We start from the raw sequence: 23,904 nt of genomic DNA on the forward strand, positions 1-23,904 counted from the left end.
GTACCGATTAGTGATGTGACCATTCAATGCTGTTCAGATCCACGCCCTGTTTGAACATTTCCCACAGCGGAGAAAGGTCGCGCAGGCGGCCGATGGAGTTGCGAACCAGATTGATGGCGTAGTCAATCTCTTCTTCGGTAGTGAAACGACCTAAAGAGAAACGAATTGAGCTGTGTGCCAGCTCGTCGGTCATCCCCAGCGCGCGCAGCACGTAGGATGGCTCCAGGCTTGCAGAAGTACATGCAGAACCGGAGGATACAGCCAGGTCTTTCAGCGCCATAATCAGCGACTCGCCTTCAACAAAGTTGAAGCTGACGTTGAGAATGTTCGGTGCGCCCTGCTCGAGGTCACCGTTGAGGTACACCTCTTCCATATCTTTCACGCCGTTCCACAGACGGTTACGCAGACTGCGCAGGCGCGCCATCTCGGTTTCCATCTCTTCTTTAGCGATACGGTATGCTTCACCCATGCCGACGATCTGGTGCACAGGCAGCGTACCGGAACGCATACCGCGCTCGTGACCGCCGCCGTGCATCTGCGCTTCAATACGAATACGCGGTTTACGACGAACGTACAGCGCGCCGATACCTTTCGGACCATAGATTTTGTGGCCGGAGAAGGACATCAGGTCAACTTTCAGTTGGCTCAGATCGATAGGCAGTTTGCCCACGCTCTGGGTCGCATCAACGTGATAGATGATGCCGCGAGCACGGCACATTTCGCCGATAGTCGCGATATCCTGCACCACGCCGATTTCGTTGTTCACGTGCATGATGGACACAAGAATGGTGTCGTCACGCATTGCCGCTTCAAGTTCTTTCAGGTCGATAATGCCGTTACGCTGCGGGGCGAGGTAGGTGACTTCGAACCCTTCGCGCTCCAGCTGACGACAGGTATCCAGCACGGCTTTGTGTTCGGTTTTGCTGGTGATGATGTGCTTGCCTTTTTTCTGATAAAAGTTGGCAGCACCTTTAATCGCCAGGTTATCGGATTCAGTCGCACCGGAAGTAAATACGATTTCACGCGGGTCAGCGCCCACGAGGTCGGCAATCTGGTTACGGGCGATATCTACCGCCTCTTCAGCCTGCCAGCCGAAACGGTGTGAACGAGACGCTGGGTTACCAAAGTTTCCGTCCAGGGTCAGACACTGCATCATTTTCTCGGCAACACGCGGGTCCACCGGCGTGGTTGCGGAGTAGTCGAGATAGATCGGTAATTTCATTGCTCTATAAACTCCGTACATCGCTTCAATGCAAGGAATCAGGCAACCGGCTGGATGTACGACCGAGTTAACGGGGTGTGTAGCACCCCGGCCTGATTCTAAAATACTTTTATTATGCGCGTAACTTAACGTCGATCGCGTCTTGAGCACGATTAGTGCGTGGAGCGTCATGGGTATGCTGGCGACCAGACACATCCAGGACTTCCTGATTATTTACCAGTTCGCCCAACGTAATGTTGTTGAGGAAACCGGTCAGACGATCGCTCAGATCGCGCCACAGCGCGTGGGTCAGGCATTTATCGCCGCCCTGACAACCGCCTTTGCCCTGGCAACGGGTCGCATCTACAGACTCGTCAACAGCGCTAATCACTTCACCTACTGCGATGCTGCCGGCATCTTTACCCAGCAGATACCCGCCGCCTGGTCCACGTACGCTGGAAACCAGACCGTTTTTACGCAAACGGGAAAACAGCTGCTCCAGATATGACAGGGAAATTCCCTGACGTTCAGAAATATCAGCCAACGGTACCGGGCCCGTTTCGGAGTTGAGCGCAACGTCCAACATTGCGGTCACGGCATAACGCCCTTTTGATGTCAGTCTCATGTCTTACTTAGCCTCAAACTCGCCCCTGCCCGGGGTTTTTTATTGTAAAATGGGGGTATTGCATAGCAGGGGCAAGTCTGACATTCCCGACTAAATCAGTCAACTATTTACTTGACTAATTTAGTCAGGTATTTAACCTTCAGTGCCATTTTCACTTGCCGGATGCGCTTCGTTTATCCGGCCTGCAAATCGTGCGGCCTGTAGGCCGGATAAGCGAAGCGCATCCGGCATTAGTACAGTTACTTGCTTTTATTCTGCTGCTCGATTGAAGCTAAAATCCCGCGCAGGATGTTCAGCTCCTGGCTCTCTGGACGCGCGCGCGTGAACAGACGGCGCAGTTTATTCATCACCTGCCCCGGGTGCCCTTCGCGGATAAACCCGGTCGATAGCAGCGTTTGCTCCAGATGACCGTAAAAACGCTCTAAATCATCGACCAGCGGATACTCTGCTTCTTCGTAATCTACGGTCTTGTCGCTTTCCTGCGTCGCCAGCCAGGCCATGCGCACTTCATAAGAGATGACCTGCACTGCCATCGCCAGGTTGAGCGAACTGTATTCCGGGTTCGCGGCAATGGCGACGTGATAATGGCACTTCTGCAGCTCTTCGTTGGTCAGACCAACACGTTCACGACCAAAGACCAGCGCCACCGGCGAGTTCGTCGCTTCAGAGACACTTTTTAAACCGCATTCACGCGGATCCAGCATCGGCCACGGCAGCGTGCGGGAACGCGCACTGGTGCCTACCACCAGGCTACAGCCCGCCAGGGCTTCATCGAGCGTATCGACGATCTGCGCGCTGCCGATCACATCACTGGCACCCGCTGCCAGGGCGATGGCCTGGGAGTCCGGTTTAACCAGTGGATTTACCAGCCACAGATTGGTTAAACCCATGGTTTTCATTGCGCGGGCTACAGAGCCCATGTTGCCAGTGTGAGAGGTTTCCACCAGCACGATTCGAATATTTTGCAGCATTGTATTTCTTCGGCTAAAGATTATTCGGGCATATTATCATAAAACGAAGACATATTCCGAACTCGCTGCTATACTCTGCGCCGTTTTCCCGTTCTTTAACATCCAGTGAGAGAGACCGATGCATCCGATGCTGACCATCGCCGTGCGCGCAGCGCGCAAGGCGGGTAATGTAATTGCCAAACACTACGAAACCCCAGACTCTGTAGAAACCAGCCAGAAAGGCAGCAATGATTTCGTGACTAACGTCGATAAAGCCGCCGAAGCGATTATTATCGAAACGATTCGCAAATCTTACCCACAGCACACCATCATCACCGAAGAAAGCGGTGAACATGTTGGTGAAGATTTGGATGTTCAATGGGTTATCGATCCACTGGATGGCACCACCAACTTCGTAAAACGTCTGCCGCACTTCGCGGTATCCATCGCAGTACGCATCAAAGGCCGTACTGAAGTCGCCGTTGTTTACGATCCAATGCGTAACGAACTGTTCACCGCAACCCGTGGCCAGGGCGCACAGCTGAACGGCTACCGCCTGCGTGGCAGCACCGCCCGCGATCTGGATGGCACCATCATCGCCACCGGTTTCCCGTTCAAAGCCAAACAGCACGCCGCTTCTTACATGAAAATTCTGGGCAACATGTTTACCGAATGCGCGGACTTCCGCCGCACCGGTTCTGCTGCGCTGGATCTGGCCTACGTTGCCGCAGCCCGCGTTGACGGTTATTTCGAAATTGGCCTGCGCCCGTGGGATTTCGCCGCAGGTGAGCTGATTGCCCGTGAAGCTGGCGCACTGGTTTGCGACTTTACCGGTGGTCATAACTACATGGCGACCGGCAACATCGTTGCAGGTAACCCGCGCGTAGTGAAAGCCATGCTGGCTAACATGCGTGACGAACTGAGCGATGCGCTGAAGCGTTAATCGTTGATGCCGGATGGCGGCTAGCGCCTTATCCGGCCTACCAGGGAAGTTCCCCGTAGGCCTGATAAGCGAAGCGCCATCAGGCATTCATCCTACAACAGTGCTAAAACGGTCTTATCCCTCGCCCTACCGGCACCGCACTCATCCACATCACTACCGCAGCAGCGATCAGCACCGCACCACCAGCTAACGCCAGCGTCGTCCAGCCAATCTGTCGCCACAATACCGGCGCTTTATGCCCGCTAAGTTTCACCGCCAGCGAGCGGAAACTGTGTACCAGCAGAGCCAGTGACGTAATCGTCAAAGAGGTTCCTGCCGCCATCGCCAGCGCCGACGCCATCCCCCAGCTAAACACGCCAACCACTTTGCTGAACAGTAAAACCATGATGGCCCCCGAGCACGGGCGCATCCCCATAGACAGCACGATCATCAACCGGGCACGCCAGTCATCACCACTTTGCAGCTGTTCAGGATCGGGCAAATGCTGATGCCCGCAGCCGCAACCCTCGTGATGCACATGATGCGGCGTGAAGGTAGTGAATTTTGGGCGGCGCAGCAGCTGGCGCAATTTCTTCAGCGCACGGACGCACAATAAAACGCCCAACACGCCAACCAGCGCATAACTCCCTTTCTCCAGCCAGAAACTACTCATATGTAGCTGTCGTGCAGGCAACTGCAAGATGGTAAGCACCACAACCACCAGTCCGATAGCGACCAGCCCCTGTAATAAAGATGAGGCTAGCGTCAGGCCAATACTCGACTTCAGCTTCGAGGGGTGCGTTGCCAGCCAGGTGGTAATGACGACTTTTCCATGTCCCGGCCCCAGCGCATGCAGAACGCCGTAGAGAAAACTAAACAGCAGCAGCGATCCCCCGGCCTGGGCCGGATTGGCGGCAACTGCTTTCAGCAACCCGCTCATCTGTTGGTTAACGTCGCGCTGCCAGACGACACTTTTCATCATCACCTGCGGCCAGGCCTGCCATAGCCACAGTATGCCGCCTGCCGCCAACAGCAAAAAGACAGCCAGCGGCCATAGCGTCAGCCAGCGACGTCTGGCTGCACGTTGTTGATAAACTACTGACATTGCAGCGTTACCGTCTGTGCAAACTGTTTACCCAACTCCATATCCTCCGGCGGTGCGTCTTCTTTATCCAGCGACTGCGCAAAGCTCAGCGTTTGTTCATTGGGCGTCGGCGTATGTACTGAAATCCGGCATTTCTGGCTTATGGCCTGCCCCAGCCTGGCGTCGCTGTCTTTGTCATAGCTCATATCAACGTAGTAGGTCGGGTCGAAGGTTGAAATGGTATATTTTTGACCACTCAGCGGCTGAGCTTCGGCCAGCGGCAAAACGAACGTCAGCACTGCCTGGTGTTCCTCCCGCGCCATGCCATATTCCGTCGGCCTGTTTTTAAACTTTACCTTTTTCCCGTCGTGCCACACTTCGGTGAAATAGTGCTGCCCGAGAACGTTGGCCATCACTTCCGCCGCCAGTTTCTTCCAGATCTCATCGCCAGGTTTGGCATTTCCCGCATCGTAAAGCAGATCCGCCGAGGTAATTTCATCCATCGTCCAGCGCATTTTCAGCGCGACGAACTGGTCATTCTCGCTCACTATCTCAGTTTTCAGATGGATAAAGCTGTGGGGATGCGCGCCTGCGCCAAAGGACAGGACAGCGAGAAACAACGTGATAATGATACGTTTAACGCCTTGCATGAGTTCTCCACGATGAAAATCTACACCGCCACAAATAATGATGCCGGGTTTGGCGAAAGTGTGCTGAGGATACCATTGAACGAAAAAATATTGAGCACCCTTTTCCGGTATCGATTCAGTTCTCAATTTCGATAATTTCTTCTTCGGGAAATTCCCCCCAAACACCTTTTAGGCGTCAAAACTTAAGTCAAATGATAACAAAATGTTAATTAATAGTTTCATTTTAATATTTAATTAACACTTAATTTGAAAATCTGAATGTAAAACTATGCAAATTTAACTAATTATTAACCATTTTATTTCTATAAATTCACAATAATGGGCGCATATCACATTTACCAAACTTATGATTCATTCCCTCTTCCATTCATTGTTAACTTCACGCCGTGACATGTCCTGCCCCCTACGAAAGGTACAACTATGAAATTCAAACTCGCATTACTCAGTGCAACCCTGGTTTCTGCATGCATGTTGTCCGGCACGTCCTTTGCGGCGGAAAAATATGAAATTGCTGTGGTTGCCAAAGTCACCGGGATCCCATGGTTTAACCGGATGGAAACCGGCGTAAATGAAGCAGCAAAAAAACTGGATGTGAATGCTTACCAGACCGGACCTTCAACGCCGGACCCGGCGCAGCAGGTGAAAGTGATTGAGGATCTGATCGCCAAAAACGTTAATGCGATCATCGTGGTGCCGAATGATGCCAAGGTCCTTGAGCCGGTACTGAAAAAAGCGCGCGATAAAGGCATCGTGGTGCTGACGCACGAATCCCCGGATGAGCAAATTGGCCAGTGGGATATCGAAACCATCGATAGTGAAAAATACGCACAGGCTAACGTCGATGAGTTAGCGAAAAATATGGGCGGCAAAGGCGGATATGCCATCTATGTTGGTTCGCTGACGGTCCCACTGCATAACGCGTGGGCGGATTATGCAATTAAGTACCAGAAAGAAAAATATCCGGAAATGTTCGAAGTCACTTCACGTCTGCCGGTTGCGGAAAGTATCGATAAATCCTACGCCACAACGCTGGATCTGATGAAAACCTACCCGCAGATGAAGGGCATTATCGGCTTCGGCTCGCTGGGTCCAATCGGTGCGGGTCAGGCTGTGCAGAAAAAACGCGCCAAAGATAAGATCGCCGTCGTCGGGATCGCTATGCCAGCGCAGGCAGCACCTTACCTGATGCGCGGTGATATCAAAAAAGCGCTGCTGTGGGATCCAAAAGACGCGGGCTACGCGCTGGTCACCGTTGCCGATCAGCTGTTGCAGGGCAAAGAAGTGAACGCCGATCTGAGTATCGATGGTTTAGGGAAAGCCGATATCGACACGGAGAAGAAAGTGATCCGCTTTAACAAGATCCTCGAAGTCACCAAAGACAACGCACAATCACTTGGTTTCTAAGGCTTTAGCCAACACCAGGGAACCTTAACGCCGACCGTCTGGTCGGCGCTATCAACCAAACTAACACTCAGCGTCCCCCCGGACGCGCGCAGGGGTATTGTCCATGGCAGACACCACCGCATTTATCACTCTTGAGAATATCAGCAAACAATTCCCGGGCGTGCTGGCGCTGGATAACGTGAATCTGACGCTGAGAAAAGGCGAAGTTCACTGTCTGGCGGGTCAAAACGGCTGTGGTAAAAGTACCATTATTAAAGTGATCTCCGGGGTTTATCATCCGGAAAAAGGCGCGCAGATTTTACTCGACGGAAAATTGTTCCATCATCTGACGCCGCAGCTCTCTTCCCATTATGGCATTCAGGTTATTTATCAGGACCTGTCGTTGTTCCCCAACTTTAGCGTCGCAGAAAATATCGCGGTCAACCGCTATCTGCCAGGTGGCGATATCTGGGTGCGTCGCGGCGCCATGAAGCAGCAGGCGCTGGCAGCCATGAAACGTATTGGGGTGAATATCGATCCCGATAAAAAAGTTGAAAAACTCTCAATTGCTGATCGACAGCTGGTCGCCATTTGCCGGGCGATTGCCGCCGATGCGCGTCTGGTGATTATGGACGAGCCCACCGCTTCGCTAACCCGCCAGGAGGTTAATGGCCTGCTGCGAGTAGTTAATGAACTGAAAGCGGCCGGAATTTGCGTCGTGTTTGTCAGCCATCGTCTGGATGAGGTGATGGAAGTGGCTGACCGCATCAGCGTAATGCGCGACGGCAAACTGGTGGGTACATACCCTGCCAGCGAACTCGACAGCCACGAGCTGGCCTTCCTGATGACCGGACAACGCTTCCACTACAGCCCGTTGCCGGAAAGGCCCGCGATTGAGCAAGAGCCGCTGCTTGAGCTGCGCAATCTGAGCCGCAGAGGCAAATACCAAAACATTAATCTGTCGCTGCACGGCGGCGAGATCGTCTCCATTGTTGGTCTGCTGGGTGCCGGGCGCACTGAGCTTTGTCTGAGCCTGTTTGGTATGACGCACCCGGAAAGCGGCGAGATTCGCATTAACGGTCAGCCGGTTACTCTGCGCAATAACCATGACGCCATCCAACACGGGATCGGCTATGTCTCAGAAGATCGCCTGACGCAGGGGCTGATCATGGAGCAGTCGATCTACGACAACACCATCGTCACGGTGTTTGATCAACTGCACACCGGTAGCGGTCTGCTCGATCATCGTAAAGCGCAAAAGTTGGTCGCCGATTTAATCCGCGAACTGAATATCAAAGTGTCCGATCCGCACCTGCCGGTCAAAACCCTTTCCGGCGGTAATGCCCAGCGTATCGCCATTGCCAAATGGGTGGCGACCAATCCCCGCATCCTGATCCTCGACTCGCCTACCGTCGGCGTGGATATCGCCAACAAAGAGGGTATTTACCAGATAGCCCGCGATTTGGCTGAACAAGGTATGGCGGTGCTGATGATTTGCGATGAAATCCCGGAAGCGTATTACAACAGCCACCGTGTGCTGGTAATGCGTCGCGGCAAGCTGGTGGCGGAATTTAATCCTCATCAATGCCGTGAAGAGGAGATTGCTGAAGTGGTCGAGGTAATCAATGAATAAGATGCATCTCTCCCGTTTAATCGGGCAACATGAGTTCTGGCTGGGCCTGCTGGTTGTAGCCCTTGCCGTTGGGCTGAGCATCAGCACCGACGAGTTCTTGTCTTTGGGGAACCTGACGGATGTGGCCACCAGCTACGCGATTCTCGGCATCCTGGCCTGTGGGCTGTTTGTGGTGCTGATTTCCGGTGGGATCGACATCTCATTTCCGGCGATGACCGCGATAGCCCAGTATGCAATGGCCAGTTGGGTTATCGGTCACGGCGGCAACTTCGCGCTGGCGTTAATCATCGCTATTGCGGTAGGCCTGCTGCTTGGGCTGATCAACGGTTTTCTGGTCTATTGGCTACGCGTTCCGGCAATCATCATTACCATCGCCACGCTGAACGTCTACTACGGTCTGCTGGTTTACGCCACCAAAGGCACCTGGCTGTACGGCTTCCCGGACTGGTTTATGAACGGCATTAACTGGTTCTCATTCACCGCGGCGGATGGCTACGACTACGGTTTGACCCTCCCCCTGCTGTGCCTGGCGGCGGTGATCATTTTTACCGCCGTGCTGATGAACTATACCCGTCTTGGCCGTCAGGTTTACGCCATGGGCGGCAACCGCGACGCGGCCTCGCGCCTGGGGCTGAATCTGCTGAAGCTGCATTTTTACGTCTATGGCTACATGGGCATTCTGGCAGGCGTTGCCGCCGTGGTTCAGGCGCAAATCACCCAGTCAGTTGCGCCCAATTCGCTGCTCGGCTTTGAGCTGACGGTGCTGGCGGCGGTAGTACTCGGCGGAACCAGCATGAGCGGCGGGCGCGGTACGTTGACCGGAACCCTGCTCGGCGTGGTTCTGCTGGCCTTCTTACAAAATGGCCTGACGCTGCTTAGCGTCTCCTCTTACTGGCACACCGTGTTCAGCGGCGCCATTATCCTGGTCAGCATTAGCGCCACGGCCTGGAACGAAAAACGCAAACTGGCAAGGGAGCTTTGAGATGAAAACAATCGCCAGATTTTTACCCGGTGATGCCATCATTCGTCTGCAATGCGTGATTATTGTGGTCGTCGCCCTGGTCTTCTCGGCCCTGCTTGGCAGCCGTTTTTTCAGCGTCGCTAACTTCCAGTCGATTGGCTCACAGCTACCAATCCTCGGCATGCTGGCCCTCGGGATGGGCATGACCATGCTGACCGGCGGCATTAACCTGTCGATTATTGCCGGGGCGAACGCCTGCTCGCTGGTGATGGCGGCGATTATCGTCACCCATCCGGATAACCCGCTGTTTCTGGTGCTAGCGCTGCTGGCAGGCGCTGCCGTGGCGGTGGTTATCGGCACGCTCAACGGTGCGCTGATTGCCTGGGTCGGGGTTTCGCCTATTCTCGCCACGCTCGGCACGATGACGCTTATCTCCGGGCTGAATATTCTGCTTTCCAACGGGACAGTGATTTCCGGTTTCCCGACCGCCATTCAGTACCTTGGTAACGCCACGATTGCCGGTATTCCGGTGGCGCTACTGCTCTTTTTCCTGGTGGCAATCCTGCTGTGGGTACTGCTGGAACACACCACTCTTGGGCGCAGCCTGTATCTCGTTGGTTCCAATGAACAGGCTACCCGCTACAGCGGCGTGAATACCGTACGGGTACAAATTTCGGTGTACGTGATTTCTGCCCTGCTCGGCTGGGTCGCCGCCATTTTGATGATGGCGAAATTCAACTCAGCTAAAGCCGGATACGGTGAATCCTACCTGCTGGTCACCATCCTTGCCTCCGTCCTCGGCGGTATCAACCCGGATGGCGGCTTCGGGCGCATTATCGGCCTGGTGCTGGCACTGATTGTGCTGCAAATGCTGGAAAGCGGCCTTAACTTGCTGGGGGTCAGCAGCTATCTGACGATGGCGCTGTGGGGCGCGGTGCTGATCCTCTTTATCGCATTACAGAATCGTAAAGCCTGATTTCAGGAGAAAAAATTATGGCAAGTTACTTTATTGGTGTGGACGTCGGAACCGGAAGCGCACGTGCTGGCGTGTTTGATCTCAACGGCAGAATGGTCGGTCAGGCCAGTCGGGCCATCGAGATTTACCGCCCGCAGGCCGATTTTGTTGAGCAGTCTTCCGATAACATCTGGCAGGCGGTGTGTAACGCGGTTCGCGATGCGATTAACCAGTCGGATATCAACCCAATCCAGGTGAAAGGTCTGGGCTTTGACGCGACCTGTTCACTGGTGGTGCTGGACAAAGAAGGTAAACCGCTGACCATTAGCCCGTCCGGGCGCAGCGAACAGAACATCATTGTGTGGATGGATCACCGCGCCATTACTCAGGCCGAGCGCATCAACGCCCTGCATCATCGGGTGCTGGACTACGTTGGTGGTATTATCTCCCCAGAAATGCAAACGCCCAAGCTGCTATGGCTGAAGCAACATATGCCCAACACCTGGGCCAATGCGGGATACTACTTTGACCTACCCGATTTCCTGACCTGGCGCGCAACGGGCGATGACACGCGCTCATTGTGTTCGACGGTGTGTAAATGGACCTATATGGGCCATGAAGACAAATGGGATGCCAGCTATTTCCGCCAGATTGGGCTGGAAGATTTGCTGGAGCATGATGCCGCCAAAATTGGTCGCTACGTGAAAACCATGGGCGAACCGCTCGGTCACGGGCTATCCGCGCGCGCCGCCAGCGAAATGGGGCTGATTCCGGGGACCGCTGTCAGCGTCTCGATCATCGATGCCCACGCCGGTACCCTCGGCACGCTCGGGGCAAGCGGTGTTTCCGGCGAGGTGGCGGATTTTGACCGTCGTATCGCGCTGATTGGCGGCACTTCCACTGGACACATGGCGATTTCCAAAGAGCCGCGTTTTATCGGTGGCGTTTGGGGTCCTTACTACTCAGCCGTGCTGCCAGAATACTGGCTCAACGAAGGTGGACAGTCGGCAACCGGGGCGTTAATCGACCACGTTATTCAGTCGCATCCTTGCTACGAAACCCTGCTGGCGCAAGCTAAATCTCAGGGGCAGACCATTTACGAAGTGCTGAATGCGCTATTGCGTAAAATGGCCGGTGAGCCGGAAGATATCGCATTTTTAACCCGCGATATGCACATCCTGCCCTATTTCCACGGCAACCGCTCGCCGCGCGCTAACCCAACGCTTACGGGCGCAATCACCGGACTGAAACTGTCACGTACGCCGGAAGATATGGCGCTACAGTACCTTGCGACCATCCAGGCTATTGCGCTGGGAACCCGCCATATCATTGAAACGATGAATCAAAGCGGCTACACCATCGATACGATAATGGCCAGCGGCGGCGGGACGAAAAACCCAATCTTCGTTCAGGAACATGCCAACGCCACCGGCTGCGCGATGCTGCTGCCTGAAGAGAGCGAAGCCATGCTGCTGGGTGGCGCCATGATGGGAACTATCGCCGCGGGTGTATTCGAAACCTTCCCGGAAGCGATGTCGGCGATGAGCCGGATTGGTAAAACGGTTACCCCGCAGACTAATCGCATTAAGCAGTACTACGATCGCAAATATCGGGTATTCCACGAGATGTATCAGGATCATATGAAATACCGCCAGTTGATGCAGGAGGACGCATGAGCGACTCCTGGTCTCAGGCCACCGGCGTATTTCAGCTCTATAGCGATGCCCTGGCGGGTCTGGGGCAGCATCTGACTGAACCGCTCTGGCAGTCGCTGATGGCGGAGCTGCGCGGCTGTCAGGGGAAAATCGTCGTCACCGGCGTAGGTACCTCCGGCATCGCAGCGCGTAAAGTGGCGCATATGCTTGCGTGCGTGGAACGCCCGGCGATCTACCTCAACGCGACGGACGCGGCGCATGGCGATCTCGGTTTTTTACGCGCCAACGACCTGGTGATTATGCTGTCGCGTGGGGGGAATTCGGACGAACTCACCCGGCTGCTGCCCGGACTGAATGCGCGAAATGTGCCGATTCTGAGCGTGACTGAAAACGCCGATTCAGCCATTGCTAAAGCGTCGAGACTGGTGATTTCCACCGGCGTCCAGCGTGAGGCCGACCCGCTGAACATGTTGGCCACCACCTCAATTTTACTGGTGCTGGCTATCTTTGACGCCGCCTGCGCCTGCCTGATGAGCGAAAGCGGTTACTCAAAGGAGACGCTGTTGTCTGTGCATCCCGGCGGTGATGTGGGATTAACGCTGAGCCGTGGGCAGCCGTGATGGAGAACATGTAATTCCGCTATGGGGTTCCGTTCACCTCAGCGCTGTCATTTCTCTGAAATTCAGATACCCGTGAACGGGCAAGAGAGGCTCACCGCCGCCTCCCTTGCAACCCAGGCTCCCGGCACGGAAAATCGTCGCTGCGCGATTCATTCGTCTTATTCCGTCTGCCTGTCGGGTCAGGGCCGAGCCTGCATCCATGCAGGCCGCCCCCTCTGCCCGCATCCCTGCGGGCAGACCCGGTCAGCCGTCAACGCCTCATCGATTTTCAGCCGGACCGGAGGCATCGCTTCAACTCTCTGGTTTTCAGTTAAATTCGTTTTGCTGTTCAAACATGTTCAAAAAAAAACACAGGTGGTGAGGCGTGGCTGGTCCGGCTGAAAATTGCCGACGTGTTTCCGTAAGGCCGGGAGAGCCAGCATGGATGCTGGCTCAGGGCGCGCTTTACAGGGACGTTACATCGCGCCCGGCCCGGTAGCCTGGAGGAATAAGCGGAGGGAACCGCGGAGCGGCAATTTTCCCGCCGGGAGCCGGGATTGTTAAGGGTGCGGCGATAGCACCCTTAACACGTTCACTGGCGTTCAGTGTACAGAGAAGCGATGAACATAAGGTGAACGGAACCTTTTCTCGGAGAAAACATATTCATTATGCTCCGCCAACATATGTTGATACAGGAGCATTAACAGTACGTCATTGCGCAACCTGCCGGTTTATTTATATCTAAACAAAAGATAAAACAGTGAAAAAGCGGATTAACGCGTTGCGTTCCACTACCGCTATCTGTTCCGCACGTTAAAAATTCTGTGACGCTCCCCAGCATTCCTGGCGTAAAGCTTTCCATTCCTCAAAATCTATGAGCAAACTTTAGCTATTCTTATCAAACATACTTACGGGAGATCCTACAGATGATGTCAACGCTTGCCCCACCATCTGTACTTTCCGCTCCCCAGCGCCGTTGCCAGGTGCTGCTGACGCTTTTCCTGCCGGGGCAAATCGCTACTACACAAACCTTCAGCAGCCTCAACGGTGTCGATGATGCCACGGTTCAGGAAGATATTATTGGCGCAGGACTCGAAATCCAGCGCTATCACCGGCTCGCGATAGCCACCGCGCAGAATGGTGGCTATACGATCGAAGGAACCCCGCTAAATCAACGTCTGTGTCTGTTGCAGTGGCTGCGCCGTGGCCTGCGGATTTGCCCTGCCTTTATCGCCCAGCAGTTTACCCCGGCGTTAAAAGCAGAACTTAAACAAAGGGGGATCGCACGTACGCTGTATGACGACACCAATCTGCATGCGCTCATTAATCTGTGCTCCCGGCGCTTGCAGAAGCCGTTTGAGTGTCGTGACATCCAGTTCCTGCGCCTGTATTTACAGTACTGCCTGCTACAGCATCACGCGGGGATCACCCCGGAATTTAACCCACTCCAGCAACGCTGGGCGCAATCCTGCGCGGAATATCCGCTCGCAGAGGAAATTGGCCGTCACTGGCAGCGCCACGTCATGCAGAGTGCACCGCTGGGCGAATCGCTGTTTATGGCGTTGCTGTTCTCAATGCTTCGTATCCCCGACCCGATTCGCGATAATCACCAGCAGGATCGCCGCCTGCGCCTTGCTATTGCGCGGCTGGTGCTGCGTTTTCGCGAGTATGGCAATGTGCGCTTCAGCGATGAGCAAGGGCTGAATGACCAGTTGTATATCCACCTGGCTCAGGCACTGAACCGCAGCGTGTTTGCCATCGGCATTGATAACACGCTGCCGGAGGAGTTCAGCCGCCTTTATCCCCGGCTGGTTCGTACTACCCGCGAGGCGATTCACGGCTTCGAGGCCGAATACGATGTGCAATTTTCCGAAGAAGAGATCGGGCTGGTGGCCGTTATTTTCGGCGCCTGGCTGATGCAGGAGAAGGATTTACACGAAAAGCAGATTATCCTGCTGACCGGTAGTAACGAACAACTTGAAGTACATATAGAGCAACAGCTGCGCGAACTGACGCTGCTGCCGCTCAACGTAAAACATATGCCGATGCAGGACTTTCAAAAAGAGGGTGCCCCGCGCGGCGTAACGCTGATTATTACGCCGTACACCACGCCGTTACCGCTATTTTCACCCCCGTTGATTCATGCGGATCTGGCGCTTACGCCGCATCAGCAGCAGCAGATCCGCAAAATCCTCGAATCATAACGTTGCAGGCTGCGCGACCACCTTCGGGCGCAGAACGATTGCCGGGAGCGCCACCAGCGCCATCACCCAGAACACGCCGCTGCCCAGATTCTGGTACAGATAGCCCGCGAATACGGTCATGATGGCGATACTGCCGCCCATCGCTATCGCGGAATACACCGCCTGCAAACGAATAACTTCGCTCCCCTGGCGTGCCGCGATATAACGCATTGCCGCCAGGTGGCAGACGGTAAAGGTTCCGCAATGGAGGATTTGCACCACGATCAGCCACGGCAGCTCGGTGCTCCAGCCCATCAATCCCCAACGCACCACCCCGCAAACGGCGGAAAGCAGCAGCAGATCGCGGGCGCTGAAACGACGGAACAGCTTGTGGCTAAGTGCGAAAATAATCACCTCCGCCACCACACCTAGTGACCATAAATAGCCCACCGCCGAAGCGGAATATCCGGCAGACTGCCAATAGATGGCGCTGAAACCATAATACGCAGCATGCGCCCCCTGTAGCAGACTCACGCAAGCAAGAAAACGCCAGCTCTGGGTTATCAGCGCGCGCCAGGCGGGCCATCCCGCACTCTCCTGCTGACGGTTTTCACCCGCTGGCTGCACGCTCGGGCGAATCATCATGCCCAGCAGCATCGAGGCGACGCCAAGCGATAGCAGGACCAGGATCACCCGATAGTCAAACAGGCTCACCAGTTTGCCGGTTAGCGCGGAGCCGATCACAAAAGCCACGGATCCCCACAGTCGCACCCGACCGTAATCCATGGTTATCTGTTTCTGCCAGGTGTTGGCCAGCGCATCGGTCAGCGGTACCAGCGGTGAGAAAAACAGGTTGAAGCCGACCATCACCACCATCAGCCACGCCACGTTGGTTCCCGCCCAGAAGGCCAGCGCAAACACCAGCGTCAACAGGGCCAGAATACGTAACGCTGAGATCAGCCGAGAGGGATCGCTCACACGCGGCGCAATCAGCAAACTACCGAGAAAACGGGCAATCAGCCCCGCGCCCAGCAGTAAACCGATGGTTTCCGGCGTCAGCCCTAGCCCTTCGAGCCAGACGCTCCAGAAAGGCAGAAAGATACCGTAGCTAAAGAAGTAGGTGAAATAACCGAGCGCCAGCCAGCGCGTGGAATGCAAAGCCATGAATCCCTCCCGTTTGGAGGCGATAGTCTGGCGACAAACGCAGGCTGGCGCAAGAGAGCATTAACAGGCAGATAACATGATTTTTGCCCTATTCGATGCTAATTTGCATCGCAAAATGGCAGCGTTCTCCCTGCGCTAAAACCTGCAATCCCGGCTGCCCCTGCATGTTGTGGGCATTCACCGGATGCGTTTGCGGCTCCAGACACAGGAACTCCTCACCCGACATTCTGAACAGCATCAACCACGGAGTTTGCGCTAAAATCGTGACTTTCATCACATCACGATGAATAACGGCCCGCCCGCTCCAGCCAGAATATCCGACATTCAGCCAGCTATCCTCACCGTATTGCGCATGCATGAAATCAGCCGCTGAAGGGATATCACGTTGCCATTCCAGCGGCAGATGCTGCTCCCCCTCAGGCCAGTAGCCGCTTGCGGTGAACTGCGCAGTACTGCGCTTATCAAAGGCGAAAAACGGATGGAACCCGCAGCCGTAAATCATTGGCTGCTCACCGCAATGAGTGAGCGTCAACGAGGCGTGCAGGCTCGAGGTTTCCAGTTGATAGCAAAGCTGCGCCGTATAGTCGTAGCCACAGGGATGCCAACTGCGCAACTGCAGCAAACAACCGCTTTGAGTGACAGTGATAACCTGCCAGCGTTGCAGCCAGCCGTCACCGTGCAGGAAAAAGGTGTCATCTGCGCCATGTTGAGGTAAAACCACCTCTTCACCGCGCAGCATAAAACGATTTCCCGCCACCCGATTCGCGACCGGCAGCATCGGGAACAGGCCGCAATCACCGGGTTGCTGACCATGACCTTCGCGTAAAATGGCCTGTTGATGTTGTAACGAAACCAGACTTAATAGCGAACCGCCCTGCGAGTCTACGCACATCCGCAGATGTGCGTTTTGTAGCGTCAGCAGACCATCCATTATCGGGCGCTTCGTTGCTGGGCTGATGTGCCAGCTTTTGTATGTTGCGCCGCCAGCTGTTCTTCCAGCGCTTCCAGCGTCACGCCTTTGGTTTCCGGTACATTACGCAGAACATATATGAAGCCCATCGCGCAAATCACACCGTACAGCAGGAAGCTTCCCGACGCGCCCAGACTCGCATTGAGCAGCGGGAAGGTATAGGTCAGCAGGAAGCAGGCAATCCACAGCGCCAGCGTCCCCAGCGACATCGCCAACCCACGAACGCGGTTAGGGAAAATTTCAGACAGCAGTACCCAGGTCACCGGAGCCAGCGTCAGGGCGTAAATGGCAATCGCCGCCAGCACCAGAACCAAAACCGGCCAGCCCAGAATGCCCAACCCGTATGCCCCGGCAATGAGTACGTAGATAACCGTCAGCCCTGATGCACCAAACAGCATCAGTTTACGACGCCCAATTTTGTCCACTAACGGCAGAGCGGCAAGGGTAAAGACCAGATTGATGATCCCGGTCGCTACGATCGATTTTAACGTACCGTTGATGTCGAATCCGGCAGAAGCGAAGATCTCCTGCGCATAGTTGAAAATAACGTTGATCCCACACCACTGCTGAAACACTGCCAGCACCATGCCAATAATCACGATCGGTTTGATCTGTGGTTGTAACAGCGTTGACCACGCGACCTTGTGATTATCTTTTTGCAGCGTATGTTCAATCTCTTTCAGCGTTTGCCCGGCATATTCCGCCGAACCAATGCGCTGCAGCATGGCACGCGCACGATCGGCTTTCCCCGCTTTCACCAGCCAACGCGGCGATTCAGGAACAAAGAACATCAGCACCAGGAAAATTACCGCGGGCACTAATTCTGCGCCAAACATCCAGCGCCAGCCCGTCTGACCGTTCCAGCTTTCAACAATTGCCTGCTGCGTAGCGCCTGTGGCGACAGGTTCGGCAATCATCAGGTTGATAAGCTGCGCCGCCAGCACGCCAATGACGATGGTGAGCTGGTTAACGGCCACAAAGCGACCACGCTTTTCAGCGGGGCTAACCTCGGCGATATACAGTGGGCTTAGCGCAGACGCCAGACCAATCCCCACGCCGCCAACGATGCGATAAACAATAAACATATCGAAGTTACTGGCGACGGCAGTTCCCCAGGCGGAAGCGCTAAAGAGGATCGCTGAGAGAATCAGCGGCATTTTTCGGCCAAATTTATCGGCGCACCAGCCGGAAATCAGCGCGCCAAAGATACAACCAACCAGCGCGGAACTCATCGCCCAGCCGGATTGTGCCGGATCGGTAATCGAGAAATATGCTTCATAGAAGGGTTTTGCCCCGCCGATCACCACCCAGTCATAGCCAAACAGTAAACCTCCGCAGGCCGCAACCAGGCAGATAGTCCAGACGTAACCAATCTTTAAATGTGTCTGCGCGTTATTCATTATGATTCCTCTTTCAGGGAAACGCAGGGTACAGTAGGTTTCGGGTGAGGTTACCCCCACCCGTTTCGGGTGTTACTGGAAAAGCCTTACGTTAATGGCGTGACGCAGCAGTAATGCCTTGTCATGTGCCGGATTGAGTTGCAGGAGTTCATCAAGTCCGCGCTGACAGGCGGCGCTATTTCCCAGCCCCAGATGCCCGAGCGCATTGATAAACAGGCAGTGTTGCTGGTGTTTTGCTTGTGCTGAGGTATCCAGCACCACCAGGTCGGGTAGCGAGACGGCGAAGAAATCGACATCCGGCACGTTGTCGTGATGCGACTCAACCCATTGCAGGAAGCTATTGAACAAAGCGTCCGCCTCTGCGTCATCGCCAAGTTTTCTCTGCGCCATACCCTGCCAGAAGAGATAGTCCACTGGCTGGTCGTTGTAGTAACGTCCGGCATCCAGTGAGCTGCCGCCACGCGTCGCACGGGAGAAGTAGCGCTGGGATTCCTCGAAATGGCCTTGCAGCTGCGCGCAATGCCCCAGCAAATACCAGATGTCATTATCCGTTTGCCCAGGCAGACGCCCCTCCCCAAGGTTTTGCGGGTAGTGCAGCGCCTGTTGCAGCTGCGCGATGGCGGTTTGCAGGTCGCCGGACTGAACGGCAGCAAGGGCACGATGCATCTGATTCAGCAGATATTGCCCGGTGGCTTTACCTTCACCACCTTCCCACGGATGGAACACGCGTTCACGTAACACTGCGGCGGCATCGTCGTAGCGCCCCACCCCATTCCACAAGCTGAGCAGTTCCACCGTCAGATCGTCTCGATGGAAGACAATCTCTTTACTGGCTTCCAGTCGCTGCAGACGCTGCTCAGCGGGTTGTGCCATTAACTTCTTGAGATAGTCGAGTTCAAACAGGAAGCGAGCATTCTGTGGTTCCAGCGCCACGGCCTGCGACAAATACTGCATCGCCTGCTGTGCATCGCGCAGTTTGTTCCAGGCATAGATTCCCAGTAAACGGTGTACCGGTGCGAAATCCGCTTCCTGCGCAAGCGTGAACTGCCAGCAGGAAACCGCCTCGGCATAACGCCGTTTGCTGTACCAGAAGCAGCCGAGGAAATAGCGGGCAAAAGCACTTTGCTCAAGAGTTTGCAGCATCTGCACTTCATCCAGCGTATTGGGGAAGCGCACGCGGTTTTGCAGACACTCACGAGCACGTTCAATGAACGGTTGTGGATTATCGCTCAGCGAAGCGCGCCACAGCATCGGCAGCGTTTCCTGGCTGTCGAGCAGTTCCAGCACGCTACGGGCAGCATCCTTTTGCCCCAAAGAAGTCAGCCAGCCTGCCAGTTCACACGCGTTGGTCCCGCGCCGCCCGGTAATCGAGATTAGCGCCTGTGCAGTGGCCTCATCCTGGCAAATAGCCCAGCGCGCATAGTGCAGGGTGTAACTCAGCGGATAATCAACCAGTTGTTGGCGAATGTAGTCCAGCGCTTGCGCATTGCGATCAAGCTTTGCCAGCGCCAGCGCTTTCAGCCCCATCGCCAGGTTATTACTGCCGTTAAAGCGCAGGCTCTGCTCGACCTTTTCCAAGGCGCCGGCGTAGTCCTGACGCTTCATCGCCAGACGCGCTAACGACCAGAAAGCCGCATCCCGGCAGTTGCCGCTCCAGCTGGCCTTATAATAATTATCCCACGCGCTGTCATCATCGCCCTGACGTTCCTGTGCGGCGGCCAGCAGCATACTTGCCTCACCATCACGCGGATTTTTATTGAGCTTATGCGCCCGCTCCAGCGCCTTGCCAGCACATTGTGCCGCCAGCGCCCAGTCGGCGCGGTTTAGCGCCAGCGTCCCCAGGGCCACATTATTGCGGTAGTCCAGCGGATCAACGTCCAGCGCGCGGCGATAATAATCTTCGGCATAGCGGCTGGCGTGGTTGTACTGCTCCAGATGCTGACCAATAAAATAGAGTTCATCGGTATTAGAAAGCGCTTCTGGCAGCGCTGGCGCAACGGCCGCCGAAGGCAGCGGTAATTCTTTCGCGATGTGCTCTTCGTACTGCAAAAGCGTAGTGCCATCGACGCTTGTGACGGTCATCGTCACCCGGGCATGGCCATTGTCAGACACATCGGCCAGCCAGCTCTGTCCAGGCTCAAGGGTGAGGGTATTTTCATAGAACGGCTGCCCGTGCGCAGCAAGCGTAACCTGAACATCGCGTAGCGGCGCAATCGCATAAACGCCCACAGAAAGCTGGCTACGCTCACGCACCAGACGAAGCGCCAACTGCGTGCTGGCGTTTTGCACCATTCCCAGTTCGCTGTAGGGCAAGAAGTTTTGCACGAAGACTTTCTCTTCGTACGGCGCAAGCCAGGTGAAATCCGGCTGATTATCGGTAAAGACCCCGGTCATCAGTTCAATATACGGACCGTTGTCATCGGTGAGATTACGATCCCAGGCAACACCAAAGTCGCCGTATCCCCATGTCCACTGTTTTTTCCCCGGCGAAACATGGTGATCGGCCACATGCAGCAACCCACCACGCTCGCCGTGATGCCACGCGCCAACAAAATCATAATCTGATTTTTCAGCCATATAGGAGGTCGGTACGGGTACGTTCTTGTAGCGTGAGATATCCACACCGGCCGAATAGTCCACTTTGTAGTATGTGCCGGTGGCGATTGGAAACGCTGAGACATCGCGCTTACCGTGGTCAAATACCGCCGTCACATCCGGAGGGAACACGCTCTGATGATCGTCGCCGCCCTTCACCGCCGGATTCGCCCACCATAAGAAGTGGCGCGGGGTAGCGTTACCGTTAAACACCTTCCCGGTTATCTCGATCAACGCGCGATCCGGATACAGCGTGAATCCGGTCATTACCTGTAAACCGCGCATAGGCTCAACCTCACCCATCCACACGGTGTATTCACCCTGCTCACCCTGCTGCTGAGTAAAATCCACCGGCATAAAGGTGGTCGGGCGATGATGTTGCGGCCAGTTAAACTCGATGCCGCCGGAGATCCACGGCCCAAGCAGACCGACCAGCGCGGGTTTCACCACTTCGTTGTAGTAGACGAAGTCGCGCTGCTGCACTTTGTCATACGCTCGATGAATACGCCCGCCTAACTCCGGCAGCAGCATGATGCGAATGAAGTCATTCTCCATCCACACCGCCTGATAGTCGCGCATTTCACGTTTGCCGGTCAGCGTATCAATCACGCCGTAAGGGTAAACCGCTCCAGAAGATCCCTGATACACCCGTTTTTCCAGAAACATTGGGTTGGCATCTTCTTCACCCGCCGCCCAAGTTGGGAGGGTGATCGTTTCCTGCCAGACTTTAACTGAACCGTACATGCCGCTCTCCACTCAATAAACAAAAGTAAAAATTCAACTTGATGCTATTCTGCGGCAGTTAGGTGGCGTTAAAATGCGCAATGCTCACGCAATATAGTTAAGGGAGTTAAGTGAATGCAGCGTTCGGGGTTCAACAACGTCAGGGTCCGTCAGGCGAATAAACAGATCTTTTTGTCTCACCTGTGGCGGGAAAAACAGCTCAGCAAGTCACAGCTGGCGCAGCTCACCAGCCTGTCGATCCCGGCGGTCAGCAATATCCTCGAAGAACTGATGGATGAAGGGAGAATCAGCCATTCGCGAGAAACCTTAAGTCAGCGCGGTTTGAGCAGCGGCAGCTATCATTTGCCAGAAAAAGGCGCCTGGACGCTGTGCATCAACGTCACCCCCACCAGCATCACCAGTCAACTGGCGGACGCGCGGCTGGTTGCTGTCGGCAACTGGCAGCATGAAGTTATCAACCCCGAATCGCCAAAAGCACTGCTGTCAGCCCTGGCAGCACACTGGCGGGAGTATCGTCGGGAATTTCCCGAGGTGACGATTAATCTGGCGCTTGGCGTTCATGGTCAAGTTGATCCGATAACCGGTGCATCAAAAACCATGCCCCAGGCCCCGTGGAAAACACCGGTGGAAATAAAATATCTGCTGGAGGAGAAGCTCGGCGTGCAGGTCCGGCTGGACAATGACTGCGTGATGCTGGCGCTGGCGGAAAAATGGCAAAACCCGGCGGCAAACGGTGATTTCTGCGTGATTAACGTTGATTACGGTATTGGCTCATCGTTTGTGATTAACGATAACATCTGGCGCGGTAGCCTGTATGGCAGCGGTCAGATTGGGCATACCATCATTCATCCCGATGGTGTCGCCTGTGACTGTGGTCGCTATGGCTGTCTGGAAACCGTAGCGTCATTAAGCGCATTGAAAAAGCAGGCCCGGGTGTGGATGAAATCGCAGCCGACATCCCTTTACGATCCGGAAACGCTCACCACTGACCAGCTAATTGCGGCCTGGCAGCACGGAGATGTCCGCATTCAGGCCTGGGCCGAAAATGCCGCCAGCGCCATCGGGCTGAGTCTTTATAACTTTCTGAATATACTGAATATTAACCAAATATGGTTGTATGGGCGTAGCTGCGCATTTGGCGACAGCTGGCTCAATACGCTGGTGCAGCAAACTGGGTTTAACCCATTCGATCACGGCGATAACCCGCGAGCCAGAGCCACGCAGATAAGCTTCGGTAAGCTTAATCGCACCCAGCAACTTATGGGCATTGGCTATCTGTATGTCGAGTCACAGCTTAGCGAGTTATAGCCATTACTCCGTCAGGCTCACCGCTAAACGTTCATGTACCGTGGCGATAAAATCGGTCAACGCCGGTTTGATTGGCCCTTTTTTCCACGCCATCAACAGCGCAATGGTCGGTACATCGCCAACAATAGGGCGGAAAACCACCTGTCCGGTATTAAAATTATTCATATAACCGGGTATCAAAGTCACCCCCAGCCCCATGCCGACCAGGTTCATGGTCACCAGAATGTTGGTTGCCACCTGCACAATGTTGGGCTGGCTTTTTTGCTGCTGAAACCAGTTTTTGACAATCATCGCTAACGCGCCAGAGTAGGCCGGATCGGTGCTGACAAAATTCACGCCGTGTAGTTGTTCTGCGGAGATTGCTTGCTCATTAGCTAACGGATGATTCACCGGTAAAACCACTACTAACGGCTCATGAATCAGCTCCAGATAATCGAGATCCGGGCTGTACACCGGGTGGCGCATTAAGCCCACATCCAGCTCTCCACTCAGGATCTTCTCTTCCTGTTCGGTGGTGATCAGACTCACCAGCTCAATGTGCGTATCTGGCTGTTTTAAACGAAACAAAGGCAGCACCTTCGGCAGCAGATTTACCTCTGCGGAAGGGACAAAACCGATGGCGAAATGATTATCTTCCTGCACCGTTTTACGGGCACGAACTTTGGCGTTTTCCGCCTGTTCGAGGATCGCCAGCGCATCTTGCAAAAAGCACTCTCCCGCCGCCGTCAGCGCAACTTTTCGTTTATCCCGCACCAGCAACGGAACGCCCACGCACGTTTCCAGATCGCGGATCTGGCTGCTTAACGACGGCTGAGAGGTATGCAGCTTTTCTGCCGCTCGGGTGAAATTCAGCGCCTGCGCCACCGCTACGAAATAGCGTAAGTGCCTCAGTTCCATGCCCTTCTCCTTGTTATCGAAAAAA

The 23,904-nt window shown here is 54.8% G+C and carries 19 protein-coding genes; 9 read left to right on the forward strand and 10 right to left on the reverse strand.

The annotated features are described in order from the left end of the window. Positions 1-7: 7 nt before the first annotated feature. From iscS to trmJ, 3 genes are all read right to left on the reverse strand, one after another. Complete coding sequence (iscS, locus tag OGY08_RS06745) at positions 8-1,222, reverse strand: cysteine desulfurase (protein WP_003835233.1); 1,215 nt, start codon at positions 1,220-1,222, stop codon at positions 8-10. Between the two features lie 112 nt (positions 1,223-1,334). Next, on the reverse strand, positions 1,335-1,826 hold the full coding sequence (iscR, locus tag OGY08_RS06750) for a Fe-S cluster assembly transcriptional regulator IscR (RefSeq protein ID WP_003037674.1): 492 nt from the start codon (positions 1,824-1,826) through the stop codon (positions 1,335-1,337). Between the two features lie 239 nt (positions 1,827-2,065). Next, positions 2,066-2,797 (reverse strand): tRNA (cytosine(32)/uridine(32)-2'-O)-methyltransferase TrmJ, encoded by a 732-nt coding sequence (trmJ, locus tag OGY08_RS06755; protein WP_003835235.1) that lies wholly within the window; start codon positions 2,795-2,797, stop codon positions 2,066-2,068. Positions 2,798-2,915: 118 nt separating this feature from the next. On the opposite strand from trmJ, the gene suhB reads away from it, so the two are divergent. After that, entirely contained in the window at positions 2,916-3,719 is an 804-nt protein-coding gene (gene suhB, locus OGY08_RS06760) for an inositol-1-monophosphatase (protein WP_003835237.1), read from the forward strand. A gap of 103 nt (positions 3,720-3,822) precedes the next feature. Here suhB and OGY08_RS06765 read toward each other — a convergent pair whose 3' ends face one another. Then, positions 3,823-4,803, reverse strand: a complete 981-nt coding sequence (locus OGY08_RS06765; protein WP_125363480.1) for a nickel/cobalt transporter — start codon at positions 4,801-4,803, stop codon at positions 3,823-3,825. Then, positions 4,794-5,432, reverse strand: coding sequence for a DUF1007 family protein (locus OGY08_RS06770; protein ID WP_032944224.1), 639 nt, complete (start codon positions 5,430-5,432; stop codon positions 4,794-4,796). Before OGY08_RS06770 ends, OGY08_RS06765 begins: the two co-directional genes overlap by 10 nt. 420 nt (positions 5,433-5,852) lie before the next feature. Here OGY08_RS06770 and OGY08_RS06775 point away from each other — a divergent pair, with 420 nt between their 5' ends. The 7 genes from OGY08_RS06775 to csiE all read left to right on the forward strand — a co-directional run bounded on the left by OGY08_RS06775 (position 5,853) and on the right by csiE (position 14,822). Further along, positions 5,853-6,836 carry an autoinducer 2 ABC transporter substrate-binding protein gene (locus tag OGY08_RS06775; protein ID WP_003037665.1) on the forward strand — a complete coding sequence of 328 codons (984 nt, stop codon included), beginning with the start codon at positions 5,853-5,855 and terminating at the stop codon, positions 6,834-6,836. Positions 6,837-6,939: 103 nt separating this feature from the next. Next, positions 6,940-8,448 (forward strand): sugar ABC transporter ATP-binding protein, encoded by a 1,509-nt coding sequence (locus OGY08_RS06780; RefSeq protein WP_008785466.1) that lies wholly within the window; start codon positions 6,940-6,942, stop codon positions 8,446-8,448. Continuing rightward, on the forward strand, positions 8,441-9,430 hold the full coding sequence (locus OGY08_RS06785; protein ID WP_008785467.1) for an ABC transporter permease: 990 nt from the start codon (positions 8,441-8,443) through the stop codon (positions 9,428-9,430). The genes OGY08_RS06780 and OGY08_RS06785 overlap by 8 nt, the downstream gene beginning before the upstream one ends. 1 nt (position 9,431) lies before the next feature. After that, entirely contained in the window at positions 9,432-10,385 is a 954-nt protein-coding gene (locus tag OGY08_RS06790; RefSeq protein WP_008785468.1) for an ABC transporter permease, read from the forward strand. A 17-nt stretch (positions 10,386-10,402) separates the two neighbouring features. Then, complete coding sequence (locus tag OGY08_RS06795) at positions 10,403-12,040, forward strand: FGGY-family carbohydrate kinase (RefSeq protein ID WP_008785469.1); 1,638 nt, start codon at positions 10,403-10,405, stop codon at positions 12,038-12,040. Further along, positions 12,037-12,639 carry a KpsF/GutQ family sugar-phosphate isomerase gene (locus OGY08_RS06800; RefSeq protein WP_125363479.1) on the forward strand — a complete coding sequence of 201 codons (603 nt, stop codon included), beginning with the start codon at positions 12,037-12,039 and terminating at the stop codon, positions 12,637-12,639. The genes OGY08_RS06795 and OGY08_RS06800 overlap by 4 nt, the downstream gene beginning before the upstream one ends. Before the next feature lie 905 nt (positions 12,640-13,544). Next, positions 13,545-14,822 carry a stationary phase inducible protein CsiE gene (csiE, locus tag OGY08_RS06805; RefSeq protein ID WP_032944230.1) on the forward strand — a complete coding sequence of 426 codons (1,278 nt, stop codon included), beginning with the start codon at positions 13,545-13,547 and terminating at the stop codon, positions 14,820-14,822. Here the strand turns inward: csiE and OGY08_RS06810 are convergent. The 4 genes from OGY08_RS06810 to OGY08_RS06825 form a co-directional block, all read right to left on the reverse strand. Then, entirely contained in the window at positions 14,817-15,965 is a 1,149-nt protein-coding gene (locus OGY08_RS06810) for a 3-phenylpropionate MFS transporter (RefSeq protein WP_008785472.1), read from the reverse strand. The genes csiE and OGY08_RS06810 overlap by 6 nt on opposite strands. Positions 15,966-16,053: 88 nt before the next feature. Further along, entirely contained in the window at positions 16,054-16,896 is an 843-nt protein-coding gene (locus OGY08_RS06815) for an aldose 1-epimerase (RefSeq protein WP_071446847.1), read from the reverse strand. After that, positions 16,896-18,335, reverse strand: a complete 1,440-nt coding sequence (locus tag OGY08_RS06820) for a sugar porter family MFS transporter (RefSeq protein ID WP_125363478.1) — start codon at positions 18,333-18,335, stop codon at positions 16,896-16,898. Before OGY08_RS06820 ends, OGY08_RS06815 begins: the two co-directional genes overlap by 1 nt. Before the next feature lie 72 nt (positions 18,336-18,407). Next, positions 18,408-21,674 (reverse strand): DUF5107 domain-containing protein, encoded by a 3,267-nt coding sequence (locus OGY08_RS06825; RefSeq protein ID WP_125363477.1) that lies wholly within the window; start codon positions 21,672-21,674, stop codon positions 18,408-18,410. A gap of 114 nt (positions 21,675-21,788) precedes the next feature. On the opposite strand from OGY08_RS06825, the gene OGY08_RS06830 reads away from it, so the two are divergent. Then, on the forward strand, positions 21,789-22,982 hold the full coding sequence (locus OGY08_RS06830) for an ROK family transcriptional regulator (RefSeq protein WP_125363476.1): 1,194 nt from the start codon (positions 21,789-21,791) through the stop codon (positions 22,980-22,982). Between the two features lie 3 nt (positions 22,983-22,985). On the opposite strand, the gene hcaR is transcribed toward OGY08_RS06830, so the two are convergent. Continuing rightward, positions 22,986-23,879: a DNA-binding transcriptional regulator HcaR gene (gene hcaR, locus OGY08_RS06835; protein WP_048234713.1), complete on the reverse strand. Its 894-nt coding sequence runs from the start codon at positions 23,877-23,879 to the stop codon at positions 22,986-22,988. Positions 23,880-23,904: the final 25 nt, after the last annotated feature.

It is taken from the genome of Citrobacter sp. Cpo069, from assembly GCF_030332785.1.
GTDB classification, from domain to species: domain Bacteria; phylum Pseudomonadota; class Gammaproteobacteria; order Enterobacterales; family Enterobacteriaceae; genus Citrobacter; species Citrobacter portucalensis.